15 protein-coding genes are annotated in these 21,619 nt (G+C 32.2%); 8 read left to right on the top strand and 7 right to left on the bottom strand.

The features are described from left to right. Positions 1 to 28: 28 nt before the first annotated feature. The 7 genes from BTO16_RS00315 to BTO16_RS00285 all read left to right on the top strand — a co-directional run bounded on the left by BTO16_RS00315 (position 29) and on the right by BTO16_RS00285 (position 9,508). The gene (locus tag BTO16_RS00315) at positions 29 to 304 is read left to right on the top strand and encodes an FtsB family cell division protein (RefSeq protein WP_317045770.1); all 276 of its coding nucleotides are present in this window, start codon (positions 29 to 31) and stop codon (positions 302 to 304) included. Beyond that, the gene (locus BTO16_RS00310) at positions 304 to 1,659 is read left to right on the top strand and encodes a methylmalonyl-CoA mutase subunit beta (RefSeq protein ID WP_105019702.1); all 1,356 of its coding nucleotides are present in this window, start codon (positions 304 to 306) and stop codon (positions 1,657 to 1,659) included. Before BTO16_RS00315 ends, BTO16_RS00310 begins: the two co-directional genes overlap by 1 nt. Beyond that, a complete protein-coding gene (gene scpA / locus BTO16_RS00305; RefSeq protein ID WP_105019701.1) occupies positions 1,652 to 3,727 on the top strand; it encodes a methylmalonyl-CoA mutase in 2,076 nt (691 codons plus the stop codon). The genes BTO16_RS00310 and scpA overlap by 8 nt, the downstream gene beginning before the upstream one ends. A 101-nt stretch (positions 3,728 to 3,828) precedes the next feature. Continuing rightward, on the top strand, positions 3,829 to 5,223 hold the full coding sequence (locus BTO16_RS00300; protein ID WP_105019700.1) for a leucine-rich repeat domain-containing protein: 1,395 nt from the start codon (positions 3,829 to 3,831) through the stop codon (positions 5,221 to 5,223). 28 nt (positions 5,224 to 5,251) lie between these two features. Continuing rightward, positions 5,252 to 5,491 (top strand): CBU_0592 family membrane protein, encoded by a 240-nt coding sequence (locus BTO16_RS00295; RefSeq protein WP_105019699.1) that lies wholly within the window; start codon positions 5,252 to 5,254, stop codon positions 5,489 to 5,491. A 220-nt stretch (positions 5,492 to 5,711) separates the two neighbouring features. Continuing rightward, positions 5,712 to 8,846: a cytochrome c biogenesis protein CcsA gene (ccsA, locus tag BTO16_RS00290; RefSeq protein ID WP_105019698.1), complete on the top strand. Its 3,135-nt coding sequence runs from the start codon at positions 5,712 to 5,714 to the stop codon at positions 8,844 to 8,846. A gap of 146 nt (positions 8,847 to 8,992) precedes the next feature. After that, complete coding sequence (locus BTO16_RS00285) at positions 8,993 to 9,508, top strand: hypothetical protein (RefSeq protein ID WP_105019697.1); 516 nt, start codon at positions 8,993 to 8,995, stop codon at positions 9,506 to 9,508. Between the two features lie 103 nt (positions 9,509 to 9,611). Here BTO16_RS00285 and BTO16_RS00280 read toward each other — a convergent pair whose 3' ends face one another. The 7 genes from BTO16_RS00280 to porU all read right to left on the bottom strand — a co-directional run bounded on the left by BTO16_RS00280 (position 9,612) and on the right by porU (position 19,724). After that, positions 9,612 to 11,225 (bottom strand): PBP1 and LysM peptidoglycan-binding domain-containing protein, encoded by a 1,614-nt coding sequence (locus BTO16_RS00280; protein ID WP_245891910.1) that lies wholly within the window; start codon positions 11,223 to 11,225, stop codon positions 9,612 to 9,614. A 5-nt stretch (positions 11,226 to 11,230) separates the two neighbouring features. After that, positions 11,231 to 12,766: a glutamine-hydrolyzing GMP synthase gene (gene guaA / locus BTO16_RS00275; protein WP_105019695.1), complete on the bottom strand. Its 1,536-nt coding sequence runs from the start codon at positions 12,764 to 12,766 to the stop codon at positions 11,231 to 11,233. A 207-nt stretch (positions 12,767 to 12,973) separates the two neighbouring features. Next, positions 12,974 to 14,038 carry a 3-oxoacyl-ACP synthase III family protein gene (locus BTO16_RS00270; RefSeq protein ID WP_105019694.1) on the bottom strand — a complete coding sequence of 355 codons (1,065 nt, stop codon included), beginning with the start codon at positions 14,036 to 14,038 and terminating at the stop codon, positions 12,974 to 12,976. Positions 14,039 to 14,138: 100 nt separating this feature from the next. Further along, positions 14,139 to 14,525, bottom strand: a complete 387-nt coding sequence (locus tag BTO16_RS00265; RefSeq protein WP_105019693.1) for a group III truncated hemoglobin — start codon at positions 14,523 to 14,525, stop codon at positions 14,139 to 14,141. Positions 14,526 to 14,605: 80 nt separating this feature from the next. Beyond that, positions 14,606 to 15,088, bottom strand: coding sequence for a cytidine deaminase (gene cdd / locus BTO16_RS00260; protein WP_105019692.1), 483 nt, complete (start codon positions 15,086 to 15,088; stop codon positions 14,606 to 14,608). A 74-nt stretch (positions 15,089 to 15,162) separates the two neighbouring features. Then, positions 15,163 to 16,290: a type IX secretion system outer membrane channel protein PorV gene (gene porV / locus BTO16_RS00255; RefSeq protein ID WP_105019691.1), complete on the bottom strand. Its 1,128-nt coding sequence runs from the start codon at positions 16,288 to 16,290 to the stop codon at positions 15,163 to 15,165. Positions 16,291 to 16,328: 38 nt separating this feature from the next. Then, complete coding sequence (gene porU / locus BTO16_RS00250; protein WP_105019690.1) at positions 16,329 to 19,724, bottom strand: type IX secretion system sortase PorU; 3,396 nt, start codon at positions 19,722 to 19,724, stop codon at positions 16,329 to 16,331. 197 nt (positions 19,725 to 19,921) lie between these two features. Here porU and gldJ point away from each other — a divergent pair, with 197 nt between their 5' ends. Beyond that, the gene (gene gldJ, locus BTO16_RS00245) at positions 19,922 to 21,604 is read left to right on the top strand and encodes a gliding motility lipoprotein GldJ (protein ID WP_105019689.1); all 1,683 of its coding nucleotides are present in this window, start codon (positions 19,922 to 19,924) and stop codon (positions 21,602 to 21,604) included. Positions 21,605 to 21,619 lie beyond the last annotated feature (15 nt).

The raw sequence follows: 21,619 nt of genomic DNA, 5'->3' as shown, positions 1-21,619 counted from the left end.
TTTAAAAGAAAAGCCTGTTTACAAAATTTTGACAAACATTTTTGTGATCTTTTTTATTCCTTTTATCGTTTGGATGCTTTTTTTTGATGACAATTCATATTTGGTTCATCGCGAATTTAACAAAGAGATTGAGGATTTAGAAAGTACGATTACTTTTTATGAAGAAAAACTATTTTTAGACAAAGAGATGATCAAAAATCTTCAAGATTCTTTGGAGTTAGAACGCTTTGCTCGAGAAAAATATTTAATGAAAAGAGAAAACGAAGACATTTATATTATTGAATTTGATACCATAAAAAAATAATGAGCAATTTTCTATTTGATGAATTTGAACCAGTAACTGCCTCGGCTTGGAAACAAAAAGTTCAAGTAGATTTAAAAGGAGCCGATTATAATGAAACACTGCTTTACAAAACTGATGAAGGTATCATTGTTAGGCCTTTTTACACCAAAGAAGACCGAACAAATTCGAAAATAAACCTTCCTAAAAAAGGATTTAATATCTGTCAAGCAATCTTTATTGATGACGAGAAAATAGCCAATTCTCTAGCTTTAGATACTTTAAGAAGGGGCGCAAACGCTATTCAATTTAAAGCCATAAAAAAGTTTGATTATCAGAAAGTTTTAAAAAACATAGACCTTAAGTCGAATACTATTTATTTTCAATTGTCTTTTTTAGATGCTGATTTTCAAATAGAACTTTCTACTTTTTGCGATTCAGAAACTGTTTATTTTCAAACGGATATTATTGGCAATTTAGCTGAAAGTGGCAATTGGTTTATCAGCCTAAAAGAAGATCATAGAAAATTAGAAAATATCGTATCGTCTACCAAAAATTGTATTTCAGTTTCAAGTGATTTGTATCAAAATTCAGGAGCAAATATAGCACAGCAATTGGCGTATACACTTGCGCATGCAAATGAATATTTAGCTCATTTTGGAAAAGATGTTGCAGATAAAATCCATTTTAACTTTTCTGTAGGTAGTAATTACTTTTTTGAAATCGCCAAATTAAGAGCCTTTAGAGTTTTATGGCAAACGCTTTTAAATGAATATGAAGTAAAAAATGTGGAAGCACATATTTTTGCGCAACCTAGTTTGCGTAACAAAACATTGTATGATTACAATGTAAATATGCTGCGAACTACAACAGAATGCATGAGTGCTATCTTAGGTGGTTCCAACACAGTTTCTAATGTTTCTTATGATGCTATTTATCACAAATCGAATGAATTTGGAAATCGGATTTCAAGAAATCAGTTGCTGATTTTACAACAAGAAAGTTACTTACAAGAAGCACAAAGTTTTGCTGATGGTTCTTATTATATCGAAACAATTACAGATCAATTGGCCGAAAAGGCATTGCTGATTTTTAAACAAATTGAAAAAGCTGGCGGATTTTTACATCAGCTAAAAGCAGGAGCAATCCAAAAGAAAATACAAGAAAGCGCATTAAAGGAAGATGACAATTTTACGAGTAAAAAAATTATTTTGTTAGGATCAAATATGCAGTTAAATGCAGCTGATAAAATGAAACATGACTTGGAATTGTATCCTTTTGTAAAACAGCGAAACATTAAAACGATACTTATACCCATCAATAAAAAACGCCTTTCTGAAACTTTAGAAAAAGAAAGATTAGCCCAAGAAAATGTCTAGAAAATCATTCGAACATATTAGTTTAAAAAAATCAGAGTTCAGCGTTCAGGATTCAGAGTTAAAAACTCGTAAACACGAAAATTTTGTAGCAGGAATTGCGCCAAATTTAAGAGGTCCGTATTCTACAATGTACGTAATTAGACCTTGGACGATTCGCCAATATGCAGGTTTTTCTACTGCGGAAGAAAGCAATGCTTTTTATAGACGGAATTTAGAAGCGGGTCAAAAAGGATTATCGGTTGCGTTTGATTTAGCAACCCACAGAGGTTATGATTCAGATCACGAGCGTGTACAAGGCGATGTTGGTAAAGCTGGTGTTGCTATTGACTCTGTAGAAGACATGAAGGTGTTGTTTGATCAAATTCCTTTGGATAAAATGTCGGTTTCAATGACCATGAATGGCGCTGTTTTACCCATTTTAGCATTTTATATCGTGGCTGCAGAAGAGCAAGGAGTTGCACCTGATCAACTATCCGGAACGATACAAAATGATATTTTAAAGGAATTTATGGTGCGTAACACGTACATCTATCCTCCTTCTCCATCTATGAAAATTATTGCTGATATTTTTAAATATACAAGCAAATACATGCCAAAATATAATTCCATTTCTATTTCTGGATATCACATGCAAGAAGCAGGTGCAACCGCAGAAATTGAATTAGCGTATACCTTAGCAGACGGATTAGAGTATATTAAAAAAGGAATTGAAGCAGGAATGGATATCGATTCTTTTGCACCAAGATTATCCTTCTTTTGGGCAATTGGTATGGATCATTTTACAGAAATTGCAAAATTAAGAGCAGCAAGAATGTTGTGGGCAAAAATTGTAAAGAAATTTAATCCGAAAAATCAAAAATCGCTCATATTAAGAACACACTGTCAAACAAGTGGCTGGTCTTTAACGGCGCAAGATCCTTTTAACAACGTTGCAAGAACAACTATCGAAGCGATGGCTGCCGTTTTTGGAGGCACACAAAGTTTACATACAAATGCATTGGATGAAGCGATTGCTTTGCCAACAGATTTTTCTGCACGTATTGCAAGAAACACACAGATATTTTTACAACAAGAAACAAAAATCACCAAAACAGTTGATCCGTGGGCAGGAAGTTATCATGTTGAACAACTTACAGAAGAGATTGCCAACAAAGCTTGGGACTTAATTAAAGAAGTTGAAGATTTAGGCGGAATGACCAAAGCCATTGAAAAAGGAATTCCGAAGTTAAGAATTGAAGAAGCTGCCGCAAAAAAACAAGCCAGAATTGATAGTGGAAAAGATGTAATTGTGGGTGTAAATAAATACCAATTAAAACAAGAAGATCCTTTACATATTTTAGAAGTTGATAATGAAGCGGTTCGTAAATCGCAAATTGAAAGATTGAATACCTTAAAAGCTGATAGAAATGCAGAAGAAGTTCAAAAATCTTTAGTAAATTTAACAACTGCAGCAAAGTCTGGTGAAGAAAACTTACTTGATTTAGCAGTAAAAGCAGCAAGAAATAGAGCTACTTTAGGTGAAATATCTGATGCTTTAGAGGTTGTTTATGGCAGACATAAAGCAGTTACAAAAACCATATCTGGTGTGTATAGCAAAGAAATAAAAGACGATAAACTATTTAAAAAAGCAGCTGAATTAGCGAATAAATTTGCTGATTTAGAAGGAAGGCGTCCAAGAATTATGATTGCCAAACTAGGGCAAGATGGTCATGATCGCGGTGCAAAAGTAGTTGCAACGGGTTATGCCGATTTAGGTTTTGATGTTGATATTGGTCCGCTTTTTCAAACTCCAAAAGAAGCTACCAAACAAGCTGTAGAAAACGATGTTCATATTTTAGGTATTTCGTCTTTAGCTGCAGGTCATAAAACATTGGTTCCGCAAGTAATTGCAGAACTTAAAAAATACGGACGAGAAGATATAATGGTTATTGTTGGTGGGGTAATTCCGGCACAAGATTATCAATTTCTTTTTGATGCTGGCGCTGTTGGTGTTTTTGGACCGGGAACAAAAATTGCACAAGCAGCTATCGATTTATTGACTATTTTGATTGATAGTGTTGTAGAATAAATTTTTTAGCTTTTAGATTCAACTTAGCACATGCTTGGTTATTTCGTTGTTAAGAATATTAATCTGCTTAATCCTCTTATTAAAATTAATACTCAAAAACTGTGAAAAGAATTGTAGCAACGCCATTAAAAGTTTGTGGATTTCTTACAATAGTAATTGGATTAAGCATTGCTGTTCTCCCTTTAGGGTATTTGATACTTCTCGGGTTGTGTATTGCAGGTATTGGGCTTCTACTTTATCTAATTGACTTTTTACTTAAAATAAGTATAACCAACAAAAGAGTTTTTAAAATAAGTCAAATTAGTATTACAGTCATTTATGTATTATTTTTATGTTGGTCCTATTTAAAATGGCAAGAGCATAACCAAATTATATTTCCAAAAGGCTTTAATGGAGAAGCTGGAATAATATTCGGTATTGATGCGTATCCAAAACTTCCAGAAACTATCTTTTGGACTAAAAAAATAAATATTCCGGAAAACGGAATCCTTATAACATCAACAAAAATTGAAGAAATACCTAACAGAATTCAATTATATACTGAAAATGGCAGGGTAACCGATATTGATAAAATTAATTGGAATCCAAATTTCGAATATGACTGCATCATCAATGAAAATGTAATAAAAGCGTGGCTTTTTACAACCCAGAAATCTAAAGAGAATACTGCTAAAACTAAAATTACAGCGCTCTGTAATGACATTGAGCTTAACAATATTAACAGCAGTTATAAAAGAAAGAACCCGATTATTTGGTCTGATATTAAAGGAAAATATTTATGGCTTCAAAGTAAAGGATTGACTTCATTGCCCGATGGATTAGATACATTGAATATTTACAAAGCAATTCTAACAGGTAATGATTTAACAGAAATACCAAAACAAGTTTTTGAAATTAGCACGTTGCAAGATTTAATTATGGCTGCAAATCCGATCAGTGAATTTCCTTGTGCCCTAAATAAACTAAAGCGATTAAAGAGTCTCTCGTTTGCTGCAACAAGAATTAAAGAAATTAATTGTGATTTATCAGAATATGGTAATTTAGAATATTTTGATATATCAAGAAACAAACTAACACAACTACCAGACGAAATTAAAAACATCCCAAATTTAAAATGGCTTTCTTTAGATGGGAATTCATTTACTAATTTGTCTTTTGTAGATAAACGTCTTGAAAAATTAGAAACTCTTGATTTGTATTCAAATAAGATACATAAATTAGGTATTGAAACGCACTATTTATCAAATATTAAAGTGCTCTTAATTTTTGATAATCAAATAGAAAGTATTCCAGAAAATATCGGAGATATGGTTCAGCTTGAGAAATTAGAAATTTGGGATAATCCTATAAAATCAATTTCCTCAAATATAAGGAAGTTGACAAACCTAAAGTCATTGAAAATAGATGATGATTTTCTGACAAAAAAAGACAAAGAAAATTTAAAGAATTGGCTGCCAAATTGTTCTATAAAGTATCAAACAAGAAGCGATAAATAGTTTTAAAAACCTTAATAAAATTTAACAAATGAACATAATAGACTGGATTGGTTCTGTGGGTGTTTCCTTTATACTTTTTGCCTACATCTTAAATATAAGCGGCAAACTACACCATAAAAACTTATTTTTTATCCTATTCAACTTAATTGGCGCAAGTTTAGCTTGTGTTGCATCCATTTTAATGGAATATCTTCCTTTTATAATTCTTGAAGGTGTATGGGCTTTTGTTTCTCTAATTTCTCTTTTAAAATATAAAAAACAACATTAGATGATTTCTAATTTGAATATTTATAATATCCAATAATCAAAGAAATAGTACTAGGCGAAACTACTAATTACAGATTACAAAAAAAGAGTAAATAATAAGCTGCCAAAATAACTTTTAAGCTAATTTTTAACACTTCTTAACAACAAAAAACATCCTATCAGTATCAAGTCTTGTTGCTTTTATCCTTATTTTTGCATGACTTTAAAAAGCAACAATTCAGATGAAAAAAATTTTCAATTTCCTCTACTCAACACGATTAACAGCAGTCTTATTTATTATTTTTGCAGCTGCGATGGGCATTGCAACTTTTATAGAAAATGACTATGGCACGCAAACCTCTAAAGCTTTAGTTTATAACGCTTGGTGGTTTGAAGCGATTATGGTCTTTTTTATGATCAATTTTTTTGGAAACATATTTAGATACAGATTGTACAAAAAAGAAAAATGGGCTACATTAATGTTTCATTTATCTTTTTTATTAATTCTTGTAGGCGCTGCAGTAACAAGATATATTGGTTTTGAAGGTATTATGTTGATCGATGAAGGTCAAACTACCAGTCAATTTTTATCAGAAACTACCTACATAAATGTCATTGTAGATAACAATGAAGAACAAAAAACAGTTCATAAACCTATTTTACTTTCTGCTTGGGGCAAAAATTCTTGGTCTTATGCAGATGCATTTAGAGACAAAGAATACAAAGTAAATTTAGTGGATTACATCCCTTGGGCAGAGAAAAAATTAGTTGATGATGAAAACGGAGATGAGTATTTGTTTTTCGTGGAATCTTCTAGCGGAAGTAGACATGAACATTATATAAAATCTGGTACTATTCAAAATATCCACAATATTTTAGTGGGTTACAATGCTCCAGACAATTCAGCATCCATCAATATTTTTAAGAGAAATGACTCCTTAAAAATTAATGCAAAAGAAGCTGGTACTTTTCAAGTTATGGCAACTCAAGAAAAAGGAACCTTGGCACAAGACAGCATTCAAGATTTTAAATTACGTTCTCTTTACAATGTGCATGGATTGCCTTTTGTAGTGCCTCAATATCCTAGTAAAGGAGTAATGAAAACCATTAGTGGCGTTAAAGATGATAAAATGTTAGATGTTGTTGTTTTAGATATTATCACTAATAACGAAACAAAAAGAGTAGAACTTACAGGCGGGAAATTTAATAGCGATGATACAAAAGAATTTACCTTGAATGGATTGAATTTTAGAATGTGGTATGGAGCGAAAATATTAGAAACTCCTTTTAAAGTAAAACTGAATGATTTTCAGCTAGAAAAATATCCAGGATCAGAAAGTGCAGCCTCATACGCTAGTGAAGTAACTGTAATTGATGATAATGAAACCTTTGATTTTAGAATTTTTATGAATCATATTTTAGACCATAAAGGTTATAAACTATTTCAGGCTAGTTATGATTTATCCGGAGAGAAAGAACAAACGCACCTTTCTGTAAATCATGATTTTTTGGGAACCCTAATTACATATTTAGGATATTCATTTTTATATACAGGCATGATTTGTATCTTCTTTGCAAAGTTTACACGATTTGATGATTTAAAAAACTCATTAAAGAAAATTAGAAAGAAAAAAATAACGATGTCTGTTATGCTTGCTGTTTTCTTATCTTCTTTTAGTTACAGCCAACATGAAAATGGGCATGGCGCTAGCAGAATTTCTGATCAACAAGTAGATTCTTTATTAAAATCTAATTTAGTTTCTTTAGAACATGCAGAAAGTTTTAACAAATTAGTAATTCAGGATGCTGGTGGGCGAATGAAACCTGCGCATACTTTTGCATCAGAATTGGTAAGAAAAGTTAGTCAAACAGAAACTTTATATGGCATGGAACCTAGTCAGGTTTTACTATCTATTATAGAAAACCCAAGGCTTTGGTATGAAGTTCCTGCTGTTTTTTTAGAGAAAGGAAATACAAAAATTAGAGCACAATTAGGTTTACCTGAAACTGCCAAATATGCCCGTTTATCAGATTTTTTTACAGATAATGCAACTTATAAAATTAGAGAAGACGTTGCCGAAGCACAAAAGAAAAGTGTAAAGAGTTATTTTGATAAAGATTTGATTAAAATTGATAAAAGAGTTGGCTTATTATATGGTGCAATTGGTGGTGGAATTTTAAAAATTTACCCAATTCCTGGTGATGAAAATAATAAATGGGTTTCACAACCAGAAACTTCGTCAACAGAAGGTTTTAAACCACAAGATTCAATCTTTGTTCGCAAATCATTACCTCTTTATGTGCAGTTATTGCAAACGGCAAAAAAAACAGGCGATTATACTAAAGCAAATCAGCTTTTAGCGGGTATAAAAAAATATCAAGAGAAGTTTGGGTCAGAAGTTCTTCCTTCAGATAGGCAAGTAGAATTAGAAATCGCGTACAACAAATACAGTGTTTTTTCAAAATTGGTGCGTTATTATGGTTTTGCAAGTTTACTTTTAATACTATTTGTAGTTGCACAGATATTTAGTGCTAAAAAATGGATTAATTATGTTGTAAAAATTTTAATTGGTGTTGTTGTCTCTTTCTTTATACTGCACACTTTAGGCTTGGCTGCAAGATGGTACATTAGTGGAAACGCACCTTGGAGTAATGCCTATGAATCTATCATCTTTGTAGCCTGGGCAACCATGTTATTTGGATTATTTTTAGGCAGAAAATCTGCTTTAACCATTACTGCAACTACATTTATTACTGCAGTTACACTATTTTTTGCAAGTCAAAGTTGGTTAGATCCAGAGATTGCAAATTTACAACCTGTATTAAATTCTTGGTGGTTAAAAGTGCATGTTTCAATAATTGTGGCAAGTTATGGTCCTTTCACTCTAGGGTTAATTTTAGGAATATTCTCTCTTTTCATAATGCTATTTACCAATGAAAATAATAAAAAAAGAATGGATGTTCATATTAAAGAACTTACCGTTATAAACGAAATGGCAATTACTGTTGGACTCGTTATGCTAACAATCGGTACTTTTTTAGGCGGTATGTGGGCCAATGAAAGTTGGGGTCGTTATTGGGGTTGGGATCCAAAGGAAACTTGGGCACTAATCTCTATTATGGTGTACGCTTTTGTTTTACATATGCGTTTAATTCCTGGTTTACGAGGTAGATATACCTTTAATCTTTGGTCTATCATTGCATATGCATCTATTATGATGACTTACTTTGGAGTAAATTTCTATTTATCTGGATTGCATTCTTATGCGAGTGGAGATCGAGTAATTACACCAACAACTGTATACTACTCCATAGGATTTGTTGCCATTCTTGGAACATTTTCTTGGTTTAAATATAAAAAACACTACAAGAAATAGTTTAATCCCTACAAGTTTTCTTATCCTGAACTAGATTCAATATAAAAAGCTTGTAGGTATTTTCATTTTAAAATGTATTTTTGCATTTCACTTAGTAAAACGATCGCTCGAATTTAATCGAGATTACAAAAAATTATATATATACAATGTTTCATAAAAACATAAAATTAGTTTTAGCAGCTTTAATTTCAGCTTGGGCTGTTTACCAATTTAGTCAAGGAAATATTATGAACGGAATTTCCATCTTATTATTCGCCGGAATTTTCATTTTGTTCTATTTTAAAAATGAATTTATTTTATTGGCTTTTTTACAATTGCGTAAACAAAATTTTCCTGCAGCACAAAAATGGTTAAACTATATCAAAAACCCAGAGGCTGCTTTGATTACAAAACAACAAGGGTATTATAACTATTTACACGGAATTATGTTAAGCCAAACGAACATTACACAAGCAGAAAAATATTTGCGTAAAGCGGTAAAAATAGGCTTGTCTATGGATCATGATTTAGCAATGGCAAAATTACAATTAGCAGGAATTGCAATGACCAAAAGACGCAAGCGAGAAGCAACTAATTTAATGGCAGAAGCTAAAAAATTAGACAAACACGGCATGCTAAAAGAGCAAATACAAATGATGAAAACACAGATGAAGAAAATCTAATTTTCTTAATTTCTAATATAAAAAAAATCCGCTTTTAGCGGATTTTTTTATTTTATATATTTTTCATTACTAACTGATTAAAATACCTTAAATGTATAAAATATTACTTCAACTTTGTTAACGTTAAATCTTTATTATATTGCACAATAAACAAACCTTGATTCTCTGACTCTTGGTTTCTGTAGTCAAATTTTGTCTCAATTCTTGAGGATGCGCCGTCTTTAAAAGTTGTCTTTAAATCATTTCCGGATGCTAATCTTACTAAGATATCATAAGTTATATCGAACCCTTTAGTAGCATAAAAAGAAGGTAATGTATTATTCTTTTTGTAATATTGACTGTTAAAAGCTCTGGTTTCTGGCGAATTCTCATCAATAAACTCATCGCTTACATAGGTAAAACCAACTTTTGCTAATTTTCTATTATCCACATTTTCGTAGACGTTGCTTTTGTCAAAAGAGAAAACTTTGGTGGTGGTTTCTTCTGGTAAACTAATTAAACTATTTATTACATCAGCAATAATTAAGTTGCTATCCGAAGCAATAATAACCCAGTTTTTTGTGTTTGGTTTTAATATTTGAGAAAATCTTGATTTTGCAATATAGCCTTTACTTGGGGTTAATAAATGAATGCTACTTGCACTAATTTTAGATTGTAAAGAAGACCTTAACATTCTACTCGTTTCTAACGAAGCCGCTTTATCATCACTCACAATTATAATGTTTCCATGATCAAAGTGTTCTTTAATATATCTTTCTAACTCTTCTCTAAAAACACTTTTTTCTGGTGATGTTTTAACAATATTTGAAGAAGAAAATTCTGATTGATTATTAGAATACACCGGAAATACAACCGGAACATTTACACTATTTGCTACTATTTTAACTTCTTCTGAATACAAAGGACCAATAACAACGTCGCTGTTGTTAAAATTTCTATTTGCCAAAATACTTCTTACTCCGTTTGCACTTCTATCACCTGTATCAAAAACATTAAAATCTATTTGTACACCGCGACCTCTTAAAGAATCTATGGCAATTTCTGCACCCATATAAAAATCAGTTGCAATATTTACAAGAGTAGCATTTTTAATAAAAATCTCTTTTGGTGCAAGTGTATCAATATTATACAGATCTGCTTTAAACGGTAACAATAACGCTACTTTTAAAGAGGTGTTTGGCTTAATGTAATCATCATAAAAATTTATATCAGAAATAACTTTAGCAGCTATCTCCTTAATTTTTAAGATCTGACCAACTTTAATGCCTTCAATCAACTCAGGATTTAGTACTAATAATTGCGCTCTTGTAACATTAAAAAGTTTGTTTAGGTTATAAAAAGTCTCTCCTTTTTTAACCTCATAAAGAACATACTTCTCTCTTAATTCATTTAAAAGTTTTGCCTTTGCATCCATAGCAGCGTCTTCATTAGAAGTTGCATTTGTGTCTACAGCAGTTTCTGTTTGCTCTTTTATGTTTTTAGACATATAATTGTTCAAACTCTTTTCTGGCACAACGATATAAGAATCTGCTCTAAGCCCACCAGCTACATCAGGATTTAAACGAAGTAAATCTTTCGCATCCATGTTTAAATTACGAGCGATACTACTAATAGTTTCGCCTTTTTCAACTTTGTATTGTATGTATCTTTTCTGTTGACCGCAAGAAACGGTAAATGTTAAAATACATAGAAATATAAAAATTTTTACGTGCTTCATATGTTCTATTCCCATTCTATAGTTGCAGGTGGTTTTGAGCTGATGTCATACACAACTCTATTTACACCTTTTACCTGATTTATTATTTTATTCGATATTTTTTGCAAAAATTTATACGGTAAATCTACCCAATCTGCCGTCATACCGTCTGTACTTTCTACCGCTCTTAAAGCAACCACTTTTTCATACGTTCGCTCATCACCCATTACTCCTACAGAATTTACGGGTAATAACATTGCTCCTGCTTGCCAAACTTTATCATACAAACCATCTTCTTTTAATCCGTTTACAAAAATAGCATCTACTTCTTGTAAAATACGTACTTTTTCTGCGGTAACATCTCCCAAGATTCTAATTCCCAATCCTGGTCCAGGAAAAGGATGACGTCCTAATAATTCTGGATCAATACCTAAAGATGCACCTACTCTTCGCACCTCATCTTTAAAAATCATTCGCAACGGTTCCACAATTTGCAACTTCATATAATCTGGCAAACCGCCTACATTATGATGACTTTTTATAGTTGCTGATGGACCTCCATTTACAGATACAGATTCAATTACATCCGGATAAATAGTACCTTGCGCTAACCATTTTACATCCTGTATATGATGCGCTTCGTCATCAAAAACATCAATAAAGGTACCACCAATTGCTTTTCTTTTTCCTTCTGGATCAGAAATACCTGCTAATTTATCTAAAAAACGTTTTGATGCATCTACACCTTTAACGTTTAAACCCATTCCTTCGTATTGTTTAAGTACGCTTTCGAACTCATTTTTACGCAACAAACCATTATTAACAAAAATACAATACAAGTTTTTGCCGATCGCTTTGTGTAATAAAACTGCTGCAACCGTAGAATCTACACCTCCAGAAAGCCCTAAAACAACTTTATCTGTGCCAACTTTTTCTTTAATAGCAGCTACCGTACTTTCTACAAAAGAATCTGGCGTCCAAGTTTGTGCAACCTTTGCAATGTCTACCAAAAAGTTTGCCAATAATTGTTTTCCGTCTTTTGTATGATATACTTCTGGGTGAAATTGAATGGCAAATGTATCTTCGCCTGCTATTTTATAAGCCGCATTTTCTACATCTTTTGTACTTGCCAATAAAACGCCGTTCGTTGGTAGTTCTTTAATAGTATCGGAATGACTCATCCAAACTTGGCTGCCTTCAGAAATATTTTGAAAGAACATTTCATCATTTTTTACAAATGACAAATTTGCTCTACCATATTCTCTTGTGTTTGATGGTGCTACTTTTCCTCCAGAAAAATGAGCTAAATATTGCGCTCCATAACACACTGCCAACAAAGGTTTTTTTCCTCTGATTTCCGATACATCTGGATGTAGCACATTTTCTCCTCTTACAGAGTTTGGACTTCCTGATAAGATGACTGCTTTAAAGTTTTCTAATTCCTTTGGTGGATGATTAAAAGGGTGAATTTCACAATAAATGTTTAATTCCCTAACTCTTCTCGCAATTAACTGAGTGTATTGCGATCCAAAATCTAAAATAAGTACTTGGTCTTGTTGCATGCGCAAAAATAATATTTTGATATTAGATTTCCGATATAAGAAGTTAGAATTTTTAAGTTAATTTATTTGCAAAAAAGATCGAGAATTCGTTCACTAAATAGTTACCATATCATTAAAAAGATTAGATACATAGGTTCATAGAAAACAGCGTTAACAGTATATATTGTAACTCATTTTCTATGAACTTTAAACCTTTAATAAAAAACTTTAATATTTGTACACAATCGCATTTACGTTCATTCCCGCTCCTACAGAGGCTAAAATGATTACATCACCTTTATGAACCGATTGATTCTCAATTTTTCCTTTTAAAACCAAATCGAGTAAAGTTGGCACTGTTGCCACAGAACTGTTTCCTAATTTATGAATACTCATTGGCATAATACCTTCAGGTACTGCCATTTTATACAATCTAAAGAAACGTTTTACAATCGCTTCATCCATTTTTTCATTAGCCTGGTGAATAAAAATTTTCTTTACATCACTAATATCAACACCGCTTTTATCCAAAGCCATTTTCATTGCCGTAGGAACATTTGTTATCGCAAATTCGTAAATTTTACGTCCAAACATTTTAATGTAGCGTACATTTTTGTCTTCATCTTTGTTAAATGAACTTCCGTAATGTAAATAATAGGCTTCTTCTTTTGCAAAAGTTTGCGTTGCATGACTTAAAATTCCTGAGTCTGTTTCTGTTGTTTCTTCAACAATACAAGCTCCTGCACCATCACTATATATCATAGAATCTCTATCATACTTATCAACTACTCTTGATAAAGTTTCTGCTCCAATGACCAAACATTTTTTTGCAATTCCGGCTTTGATAAAAGCTTGTGCTTGTATAACACCTTGAATCCAGCCTGGGCAACCAAATAAAATATCGTACGCTACACAATTTGGGTTTTCTATTTTTAACTTATACTTTACTCTGGTAGCTAAACTTGGTAGCATATCACCCTGAATCGTTCCTACTTTTACATCACCAAAATTATGCGCAAAAATAATATAATCGATCTCTTCTTTGTTGATATGAGCATCTTCGATTGCTTTTTGAGCAGCAAAAAAAGCCAAATCAGAACTGGTGTATTCAGCTCGGGCATAGCGTCTTTCTTGAATACCTGTAATTGCTTTAAATTTTTCTATAATAACATCATTCTCTGATGCAAGGGCAGAACCATCAGCGTTTAAAAACTTTTCATTTAAAAAATCTGTGTTCTCTTTTTTTAGAGTCGGAATAAAGGTTCCGGTACCTGTAATTTTTGACGAAATCATTTTGCTTTAAATTAACAACTGATGTAAAATTAAGTGGTTTTTAAATAGACCAAATGTTAAATTACTATAAAAAAACGAAATTCAAATTAAAAAAAGAAACTTATTTATCTGTAAAAAGGTTCAGTTTTAATTGCATCACTGTAGCAATAGATTGAGCTCTGGTCTTCATTCTTTCTGAATTTTCTCCTGCAAAATAAGTATCAATAGTTTCTAAAAAATACGATACCCAAAGTGTAAAATGTTCTTTCTTAAAAGTTACAAAAACGTTTTTATCTAGATGTTTTTTCATCACATTGTTACTATATGAAATTGTGTCAAAAAGGATATCGTTCCAAAAATCGGTAATTACTTCTAAATGATGTTCTAATTGATTTTCTATGACAATATCACTAAAAAAAGGAATCATTTTTTGGTCCACCAATAACTTTTCATAAAATTTTGAGATGATGTGTTTAATGTCTTTTCTACTAGAGATATCTGCTTTCATAATTTAAAAGAAACCTTTCTAAATGCCAACGTAATCGTCGGGCACAGGTTAAAGGTAGTAATTAGTTCACTAATTTTATTTTAAAGATAAGAGCTATCAAAAGAAAAAGGCAATAATGAAAGCAGCGATTCAGTTTTTACAATTTCACCAACTTCGCCCATAAACAGCACTTGAAAAGGTTGCTTTTGTTTAATTTCATATTCTGATAAGGATTGCCTACAAGCACCACAAGGTCCTACGGGTTTATCTACTTTTTTAATAGATGAACTTGCTGATATTGCTAATTTTAAAATTTTTACACCAGGAAATGTTGCTCCTGCCATCCAAACGGCAACTCTTTCTGCACACATTCCTGACGGATACGCAGCATTTTCTTGATTGTTTCCTAAAACAATTTCATTATTTTCTAACAACAAAGCGGCACCAACATTAAATTTAGAGTACGGCGCGTATGCCTTTTTTCTAGCTTTTACCGCCTTATCCATTAACATTTTATCCTCTAAAGAAAGTTCAGACACATCATTAAAAAGGGTTGCAGCTGTTGCTATTTGTATTTTTTTCATAAATAATGGAGTCAAAAAAAGCAGCCTTTTTTGACTGCTTCTATAATTGTAAATTTACTAAAAATTTATCACTTTTAATAATTGTCATAGATTTCTCCTAAATCAAAAGATAAAGAAAAACGTAAAGAGTTTTCTAACGGATTATTTACATCCGAAGAGTTAATTAAATAAGATAAATCGATATTTAAAGCGTTGGTTTTAAAACCAGCACCTAATGTAAAATATTGTCTGTTTCCTTTGTCTTGACTTTCGTGAAAATACCCACCTCTTAAAGCAAAAGCATTATTGTATAAATATTCTGCTCCTAAAGCATAAGTAAATTCTTGCAATTCTTCACTAAATCCGCCTGGCGCATCTCCAAAAGAACTAAACATTCCTTGAATCCATCCTTGGTCTTGATCAGAACCGTCTGGTTGTGGCGTTGGCACTAATAATTTTGTAAATTCTACCGTTGTAGAGATAATGTTGTAATCGTCTAAAATAAAATCAAAACCACCACCAAATTTTAAATTTGTTGGTATAAAATCTTCTTGACCTGGTGTGTAAGATACTTTTGGTCCAATATTAGCAATATTAAAACCAATTCTATAACGTCCATTAAAATTACCGTAATTTTCTTCAAAAGATTGATAATACCCAGAAACATCTACCGCAAAAGAATTAATTGGCTGTAAAACATTTCCTGCTGTTCCGTTAAAGGCTAAATTAGATCGTATGTATTTTAAGGAAACACCCATAGAAAAAGTTTCGCTTAATTTTAAAGCGTATGAACCTGTTGCAACTAATTCATTAGGGTTTATACTTCCGTTAGAGTCTCCTTGATCGTTTGTTAAATCGATTTGTCCTAAAGAAAAATATTTAAAATCTGCTCCCCAGGCAGAGTTTTCACTAAACCGATTAATATAAGAACCACTTCCAATAAAAATATCATCGGTTAAATTACGCAACCAAGGCGAATACGTTAACCCTGTTTTTATTTGTCGATCACTAAAAACAATTTTTGCAGGATTGTGAAATAATGAAAAAGCATCTGCTGTTGTTGCAACACCCATATCTCCCATTCCTCCTGCTCTAGCATCGGGTACAATTAATAAAAACGGAGTAGCAGTAGTTATCCCACCTGTTTGTTGTGTATCGGTTTGAGCGCTTATTTTTAAACTTACTAGAGCACAAAGTGCAATACAAAATCCTATTTTTTTCATCTTCTGTTATTCTTGTTAGTTTTACAAATATCTAATTTTTATTGCAGTATTACTAATTTTTCATACTTCTCTGAAACCAAATTACTAGCAGTCGATTTTACTCTTAACTTATAAATATAGACTCCTTTTCCTATTTTATTACCAAAATCATCTAAACCATTCCAAGTAATACTTCTTGATAAATTACCTGTAGTTTGTATATTTTGATTAATGGTTTTTACCAATTTACCAGAAACTGTAAAAACATGAACTTGCACCTCTAAAGGCTCATTTGGCTTGTTATGATTAAACCAAAACTCTGTATAATTTACAAAAGGATTGGGATAGTTTAGCACATTTTCTAAATTTAAAATAGCATCACTAACTACCACAAAATTTAACGTAGTTTCTGATGAGTTATTGTAAGTGTCCCACGCTTTTAGTTTTAAAGTGTGCGGCCCAACCTCTAAATCCCGTAACGTATAACTTACTTTTCCTTTCGAAAAATCGTTTAATTCCGTTTGATAAAAGTCATTTAAAATAATTGGGTTTGCTGTATCGCCGTCTAAAATTCCAACAATATCATGGTCTACAGCGGTTATAGAGGTGTTAATTCCGCTTGCATCAAATAGCACAGCAATTAAATTAGGAGACGCATTTGTATTGCCACCATCAATAAAAGATTCATCATTCATGAACAATTTTATTTCTGGACCAAGCGTATCATCAGGCGCATTTTCGTCAATTCCGCCCACAATAACGTCAAAATTATATCCCGCTTTGTCTATTTCTCCGTTTTCTGCGTAAAAACTTAATTTCCCTTTTCCGTAAGCGATTTTAATGTCTTTTGGCACAATAAAGTCAAAACTAAATTTCCCGTTTTCTACCGTTGATTTTCCTCTAAACAACTTACTATCTTGGGTATCAAAAGTCATTTTAACACCAAAACCATCATTATCCAAAGTTGTTTTATCAATTAATTTATCAAAAACAGTGGTAGAAAGTGTGCCATTAAAATTGGTTAAAATGGCATTTGAATTGTCTGTAACAATGCCTTCAAATCGTACTTTAGACAATGCTTTAATCGTATCTAAAGATTGGGTAATGTCTATATCATTCATTTTGGTAATACGAATGTTTGGTTTAGGAACTGCTAATTTCATGGCAGGATCACCAAAAGAATAAATAAAGAACTTTTGGGTGCTAGAAAAATTGTTTTTTGCAGTCATTAATGCCTCTGCAATGGTAAAATCTTCATCATTAAAAGCTAATAAAATCCGAATTAATTCTTCATTAAAACGTTGACCAACCGAAATAAAAACTTCTCTTGTGGTGGTAATCATGTTTGCCGCACCGCCATTTTTATTTTTTAATGTTAACTCACCCGCTGTAATTCTATTCGGATTGTCGAATCGAGAAAAATCGCAGGTAACCGTAATTAAAAGAGGCAACGTATTTGGGTTGTTAAAACCCTGAATTTGAGGAACATCTAAAATACGTTCTGATGCAAAACCATCTTCCCCACCGTGTCCAAAATAATCAAAAACTAAGGTTCCTTTTTCAATGGCATTTGTAATGGCTTTGTTTACCTCAGGATAGCGTTCTCCTCCAGAAGAATTTTCTTGTACATAGGCATCTGCATAAATTTTGTTGATGTTAAAAATTGGCTGATTTACTTTAATTTCATCCGCAATCGATTCTACCCCTTGTTCTAAAACTTCCTCGCCAATTTCATCAATATCATCTGCTACCAAAGTGATCGTATTTCGCCAATCTCCAATCGTCTTTTTACTATAATAATTTAAAATTTTATCCACAACAATTGTTGCTTCAGAAATTGTGGAAACCGGAATTCGGCTCGAAGCGATATCGACAGTATGTGCGGTAGACATGGTTCCTTCATTGGCATCCATCATCACAAAAAAGTCGTCCGTAACCCAAGAACTTGCCAAATTAAAACTAATAGTAGATAATTTTACAGGCACAATATTATTATTGCCTTGCAATCTATCTTTATAATCATAAGATGCATCGCCAAAAAAACAGACATATTTTAGTTTTTTTTCTGCGGATGAATTGGAATCATATACATGTTTTATAAAATCACGAATTCCTGTAATATCTTTAGAACCAGAAGAAAACTCATTATATATTTCATCTAACAAAACCACTTTTGTAGTTAAGTTTGAATTATTTTGATGGTAATCTGCTAATCGTTGCGCTTGCCCAGAAAGTTGCGAATTGGTAATTACAATATAGTTAAGATCTTTGAGCGCATGTAAATTCTGATTTCTAATTTTAGCATTTGCTACCGTTTCTGGTCTGTAAAAATCACTGTTCTCTAAAATAATATACTCTTTAAGTGCTCCTGCAGTGTCCTTAAAAGTAAACTCATTAGTAGTACTTTCATTGGTTATTACTTGTGGGTTGATTGCATTTGTAACATCCCAGACTTGAAAAGCAGCCGCACCATTTACTATTTGATACGCCACCGTACCGGATGTTGTTGCTTGTGCTAAACTTCTAAATGAAAACTGAAAATCAGAAAATACTAATTGTTTTTGCCCAACAATTTCTATATAATCTAAAAAGGCGTTTGCAGACGGATTCCCATTATTGTTATAAGTAATAGAAACGTCAATATTTTCGGATGTGTTTGCAAGTGTTGCATTTCGATCAACATCATAGGCCTTTGTTAACGCACTTGGGTTTACGGCAGGATAGTTAATTACAAAAGCGTTTTGTGCATTCACTTTTACATCCATCGTAGAGGAAACCACAGAATTAGAAACTCCTTTAACTCTTACATTTATATTTCCGTTTGGAACCGCATTTTTAAAAGGGATTTTAAAATTCTGAGTATTTATAATATTAAAATCGCTATTGTAAAACCATTGTGTACCCGCAGCTAAAATACTTTTTTGCTCTTTTTCTTGAAATATAAAATCATCAAAAACAGTTATTTGAGTCGTCGCGTTTGTTGTAATTGGTGTTTTAGATTGTATTCTTTTTCCATCAGTCGCATTCACTGTTATAAAATAATAGGCTTTATCAGAATAGATGTTTTGCCTATGTTTTATGGAGTTGGCACTTGGGTTTACTTCCCAATCGTGTGGCCCTTTTGCATAAAAAAGGATAAAATCACTACCATCAAAAGAACCATCATTTTCTCCTGCTATAAAAATGGCGTTTTCTTGCAAATCATCATATCTAAAATCGCTGTTTACTTCTGGTAGAAGTTGACCGCCATTTCCGTAAATGTGAATTTTCTTCGGATTTAGTCCGTTGGTAGCAATACCAATTCTCTGCAACAAAGCCCTATCAATCTTAAATACACCCGTTGTATCCACAGAAAACTTGAACCAATCTCCAGAAGCCAAAACAGAATTTGAAGTTTGCGCAAGGTTTAACTGCACTAAAAAGAGGCAAAAAAGAAGTACGAACTGTTTTTTCATATAGGTATTCAAATAACGCAAATTATATTTAGATATTTTACAGCAAACAAAGATAAATTATACTAAACTAAAAAAGCAATCGTTTAGTAAGAATAAGCATAAAAAGGATGCGTTAATTTTTACATTTTACTTGGTAGAAATTATATTTATTGTAAATTGCATCACTATAGAAAACCCTATCAATTTTAAATTAGGAAATGAAAAACATTTTTAAAATAACATTAGTTATCCTAACAACATTGCTGTTAGCTAACTGTAATAGATCGAATTCAAATAAATCTACACTTACTGGTTTATCCTTTAACGATCCAAAAAACGGTAACTTTATAAAAGGAAATACAGAAGCTGGGCAAAAACCACCTTTAGGCATGGTTGCTGTAGAAGGCGGTACATTTACAATGGGCCAAGTACAAGACGATGTAATGTTCGATTGGAATACCACGCCAAAGCAGTTGCACGTTCGTTCGTTCTTTATGGATGAAGCAGAAGTTACCAACTCAGAATATTTTTTATATGTACAATATACAAAGAATGTTTTTCCTCCATCGGAAGAGAATTACAAGCATATCTACAACTCCGTTCTACCAGATACCTTAGTTTGGAGAAAAAGTTTAGGAAATACAGATATTTTATCTGAAAATTATTTTCGCCATCCAGCATATTCAGATTATCCTGTTGTTGGTGTTACTTGGTTGCAAGCCAATGAATATTGCAAATGGCGTACCAATGCTGTAAATTTAAAAACCTTAATAGATAAAGGTCATATCAAAAATATTTTTGAACAAGACTCTATAAGTAACTTTTTTGATACAGATGTTTTTTTAACGGATGCTACCAAGTTATTTGATGGCGATTCTACAATCTATAAAAGAGGTGTTGGTAGAACGGTAAGACAGCGAGGTGTTCCAAGACCAGGAAGAGGAGCTTTTCAAGGAAGAAAAATTTCGCAAGCGGATGGTATTTTATCACAGCGTTTTAGATTGCCAACAGAAGCAGAATGGGAATTTGCAGCAAAAGCGAATATAGAAAACCGAGAATATAACAATATTAGAGGTAGAAAAAAATATGCTTGGAATGGTAAATATTCTAGAGCAAAAGGAAATAGAAATAAAGGAGATCAATTAGCAAACTTTAAACAAGGAAAAGGCCAATATAGTGGCTTACCAGGTTGGAGTTCTGATGGTTCTGATATTCCTAATAAAATAAAATCGTATCCTCCAAACGGCTTTGGATTGTATGATATGTCTGGTAACGTGGCAGAATGGACTGCAGATGTATACAGACCTATAATAGATAATGAAGCAAATGACTTTAATTATTTTAGAGGTAACATTTTTACCAAAAAAATGATTGATAAAGAGGGCAATGTAGTTATTGCAGCAAGTGATGCTAGCGCAGAAGTAGCATATGACACCTTACCAAATGGTAAAATTATTCCTAAGCAGCTACCAGGAACTATAAAATACATACCAATTACCAAGGATGACGCAACGTTGAGAAGAAATTTCTCTGTTTCTGATAACTCTAATATTGGTGATGGCGATTTAAATTCTTCTCGCTTTTATAAAGATGATGAAGATCAGTTTAAAGCAAGACCTAATATGTACAACTCACCTAAAAGTCCAGAAATAGTAACAAATTCTGAAACCGGTGCTACTACTTTTACAAATGATGATAAAAACAGAACTACATTAATTAGTGATATTAGTAGAGTTTACAAAGGAGGTTCTTGGTCTGATAGAGAATATTGGTTAGATCCTGCACAAAGAAGATATTTACCAGAATACATGGCAACAAACTATATTGGTTTTAGATGTGTGTCTGATAAAGTAGGACCTATGTCAAATCAAAAAAGAAAAGCTAGAAATCCTAGCAGATAAAATAGTATATTTAAA

It is taken from the genome of Polaribacter glomeratus, from assembly GCF_002954665.1.
In the GTDB taxonomy this organism is placed as follows: Bacteria; Bacteroidota; Bacteroidia; order Flavobacteriales; family Flavobacteriaceae; genus Polaribacter; species Polaribacter glomeratus.
This window is presented reverse-complemented; position numbering and strand designations above follow the sequence as displayed.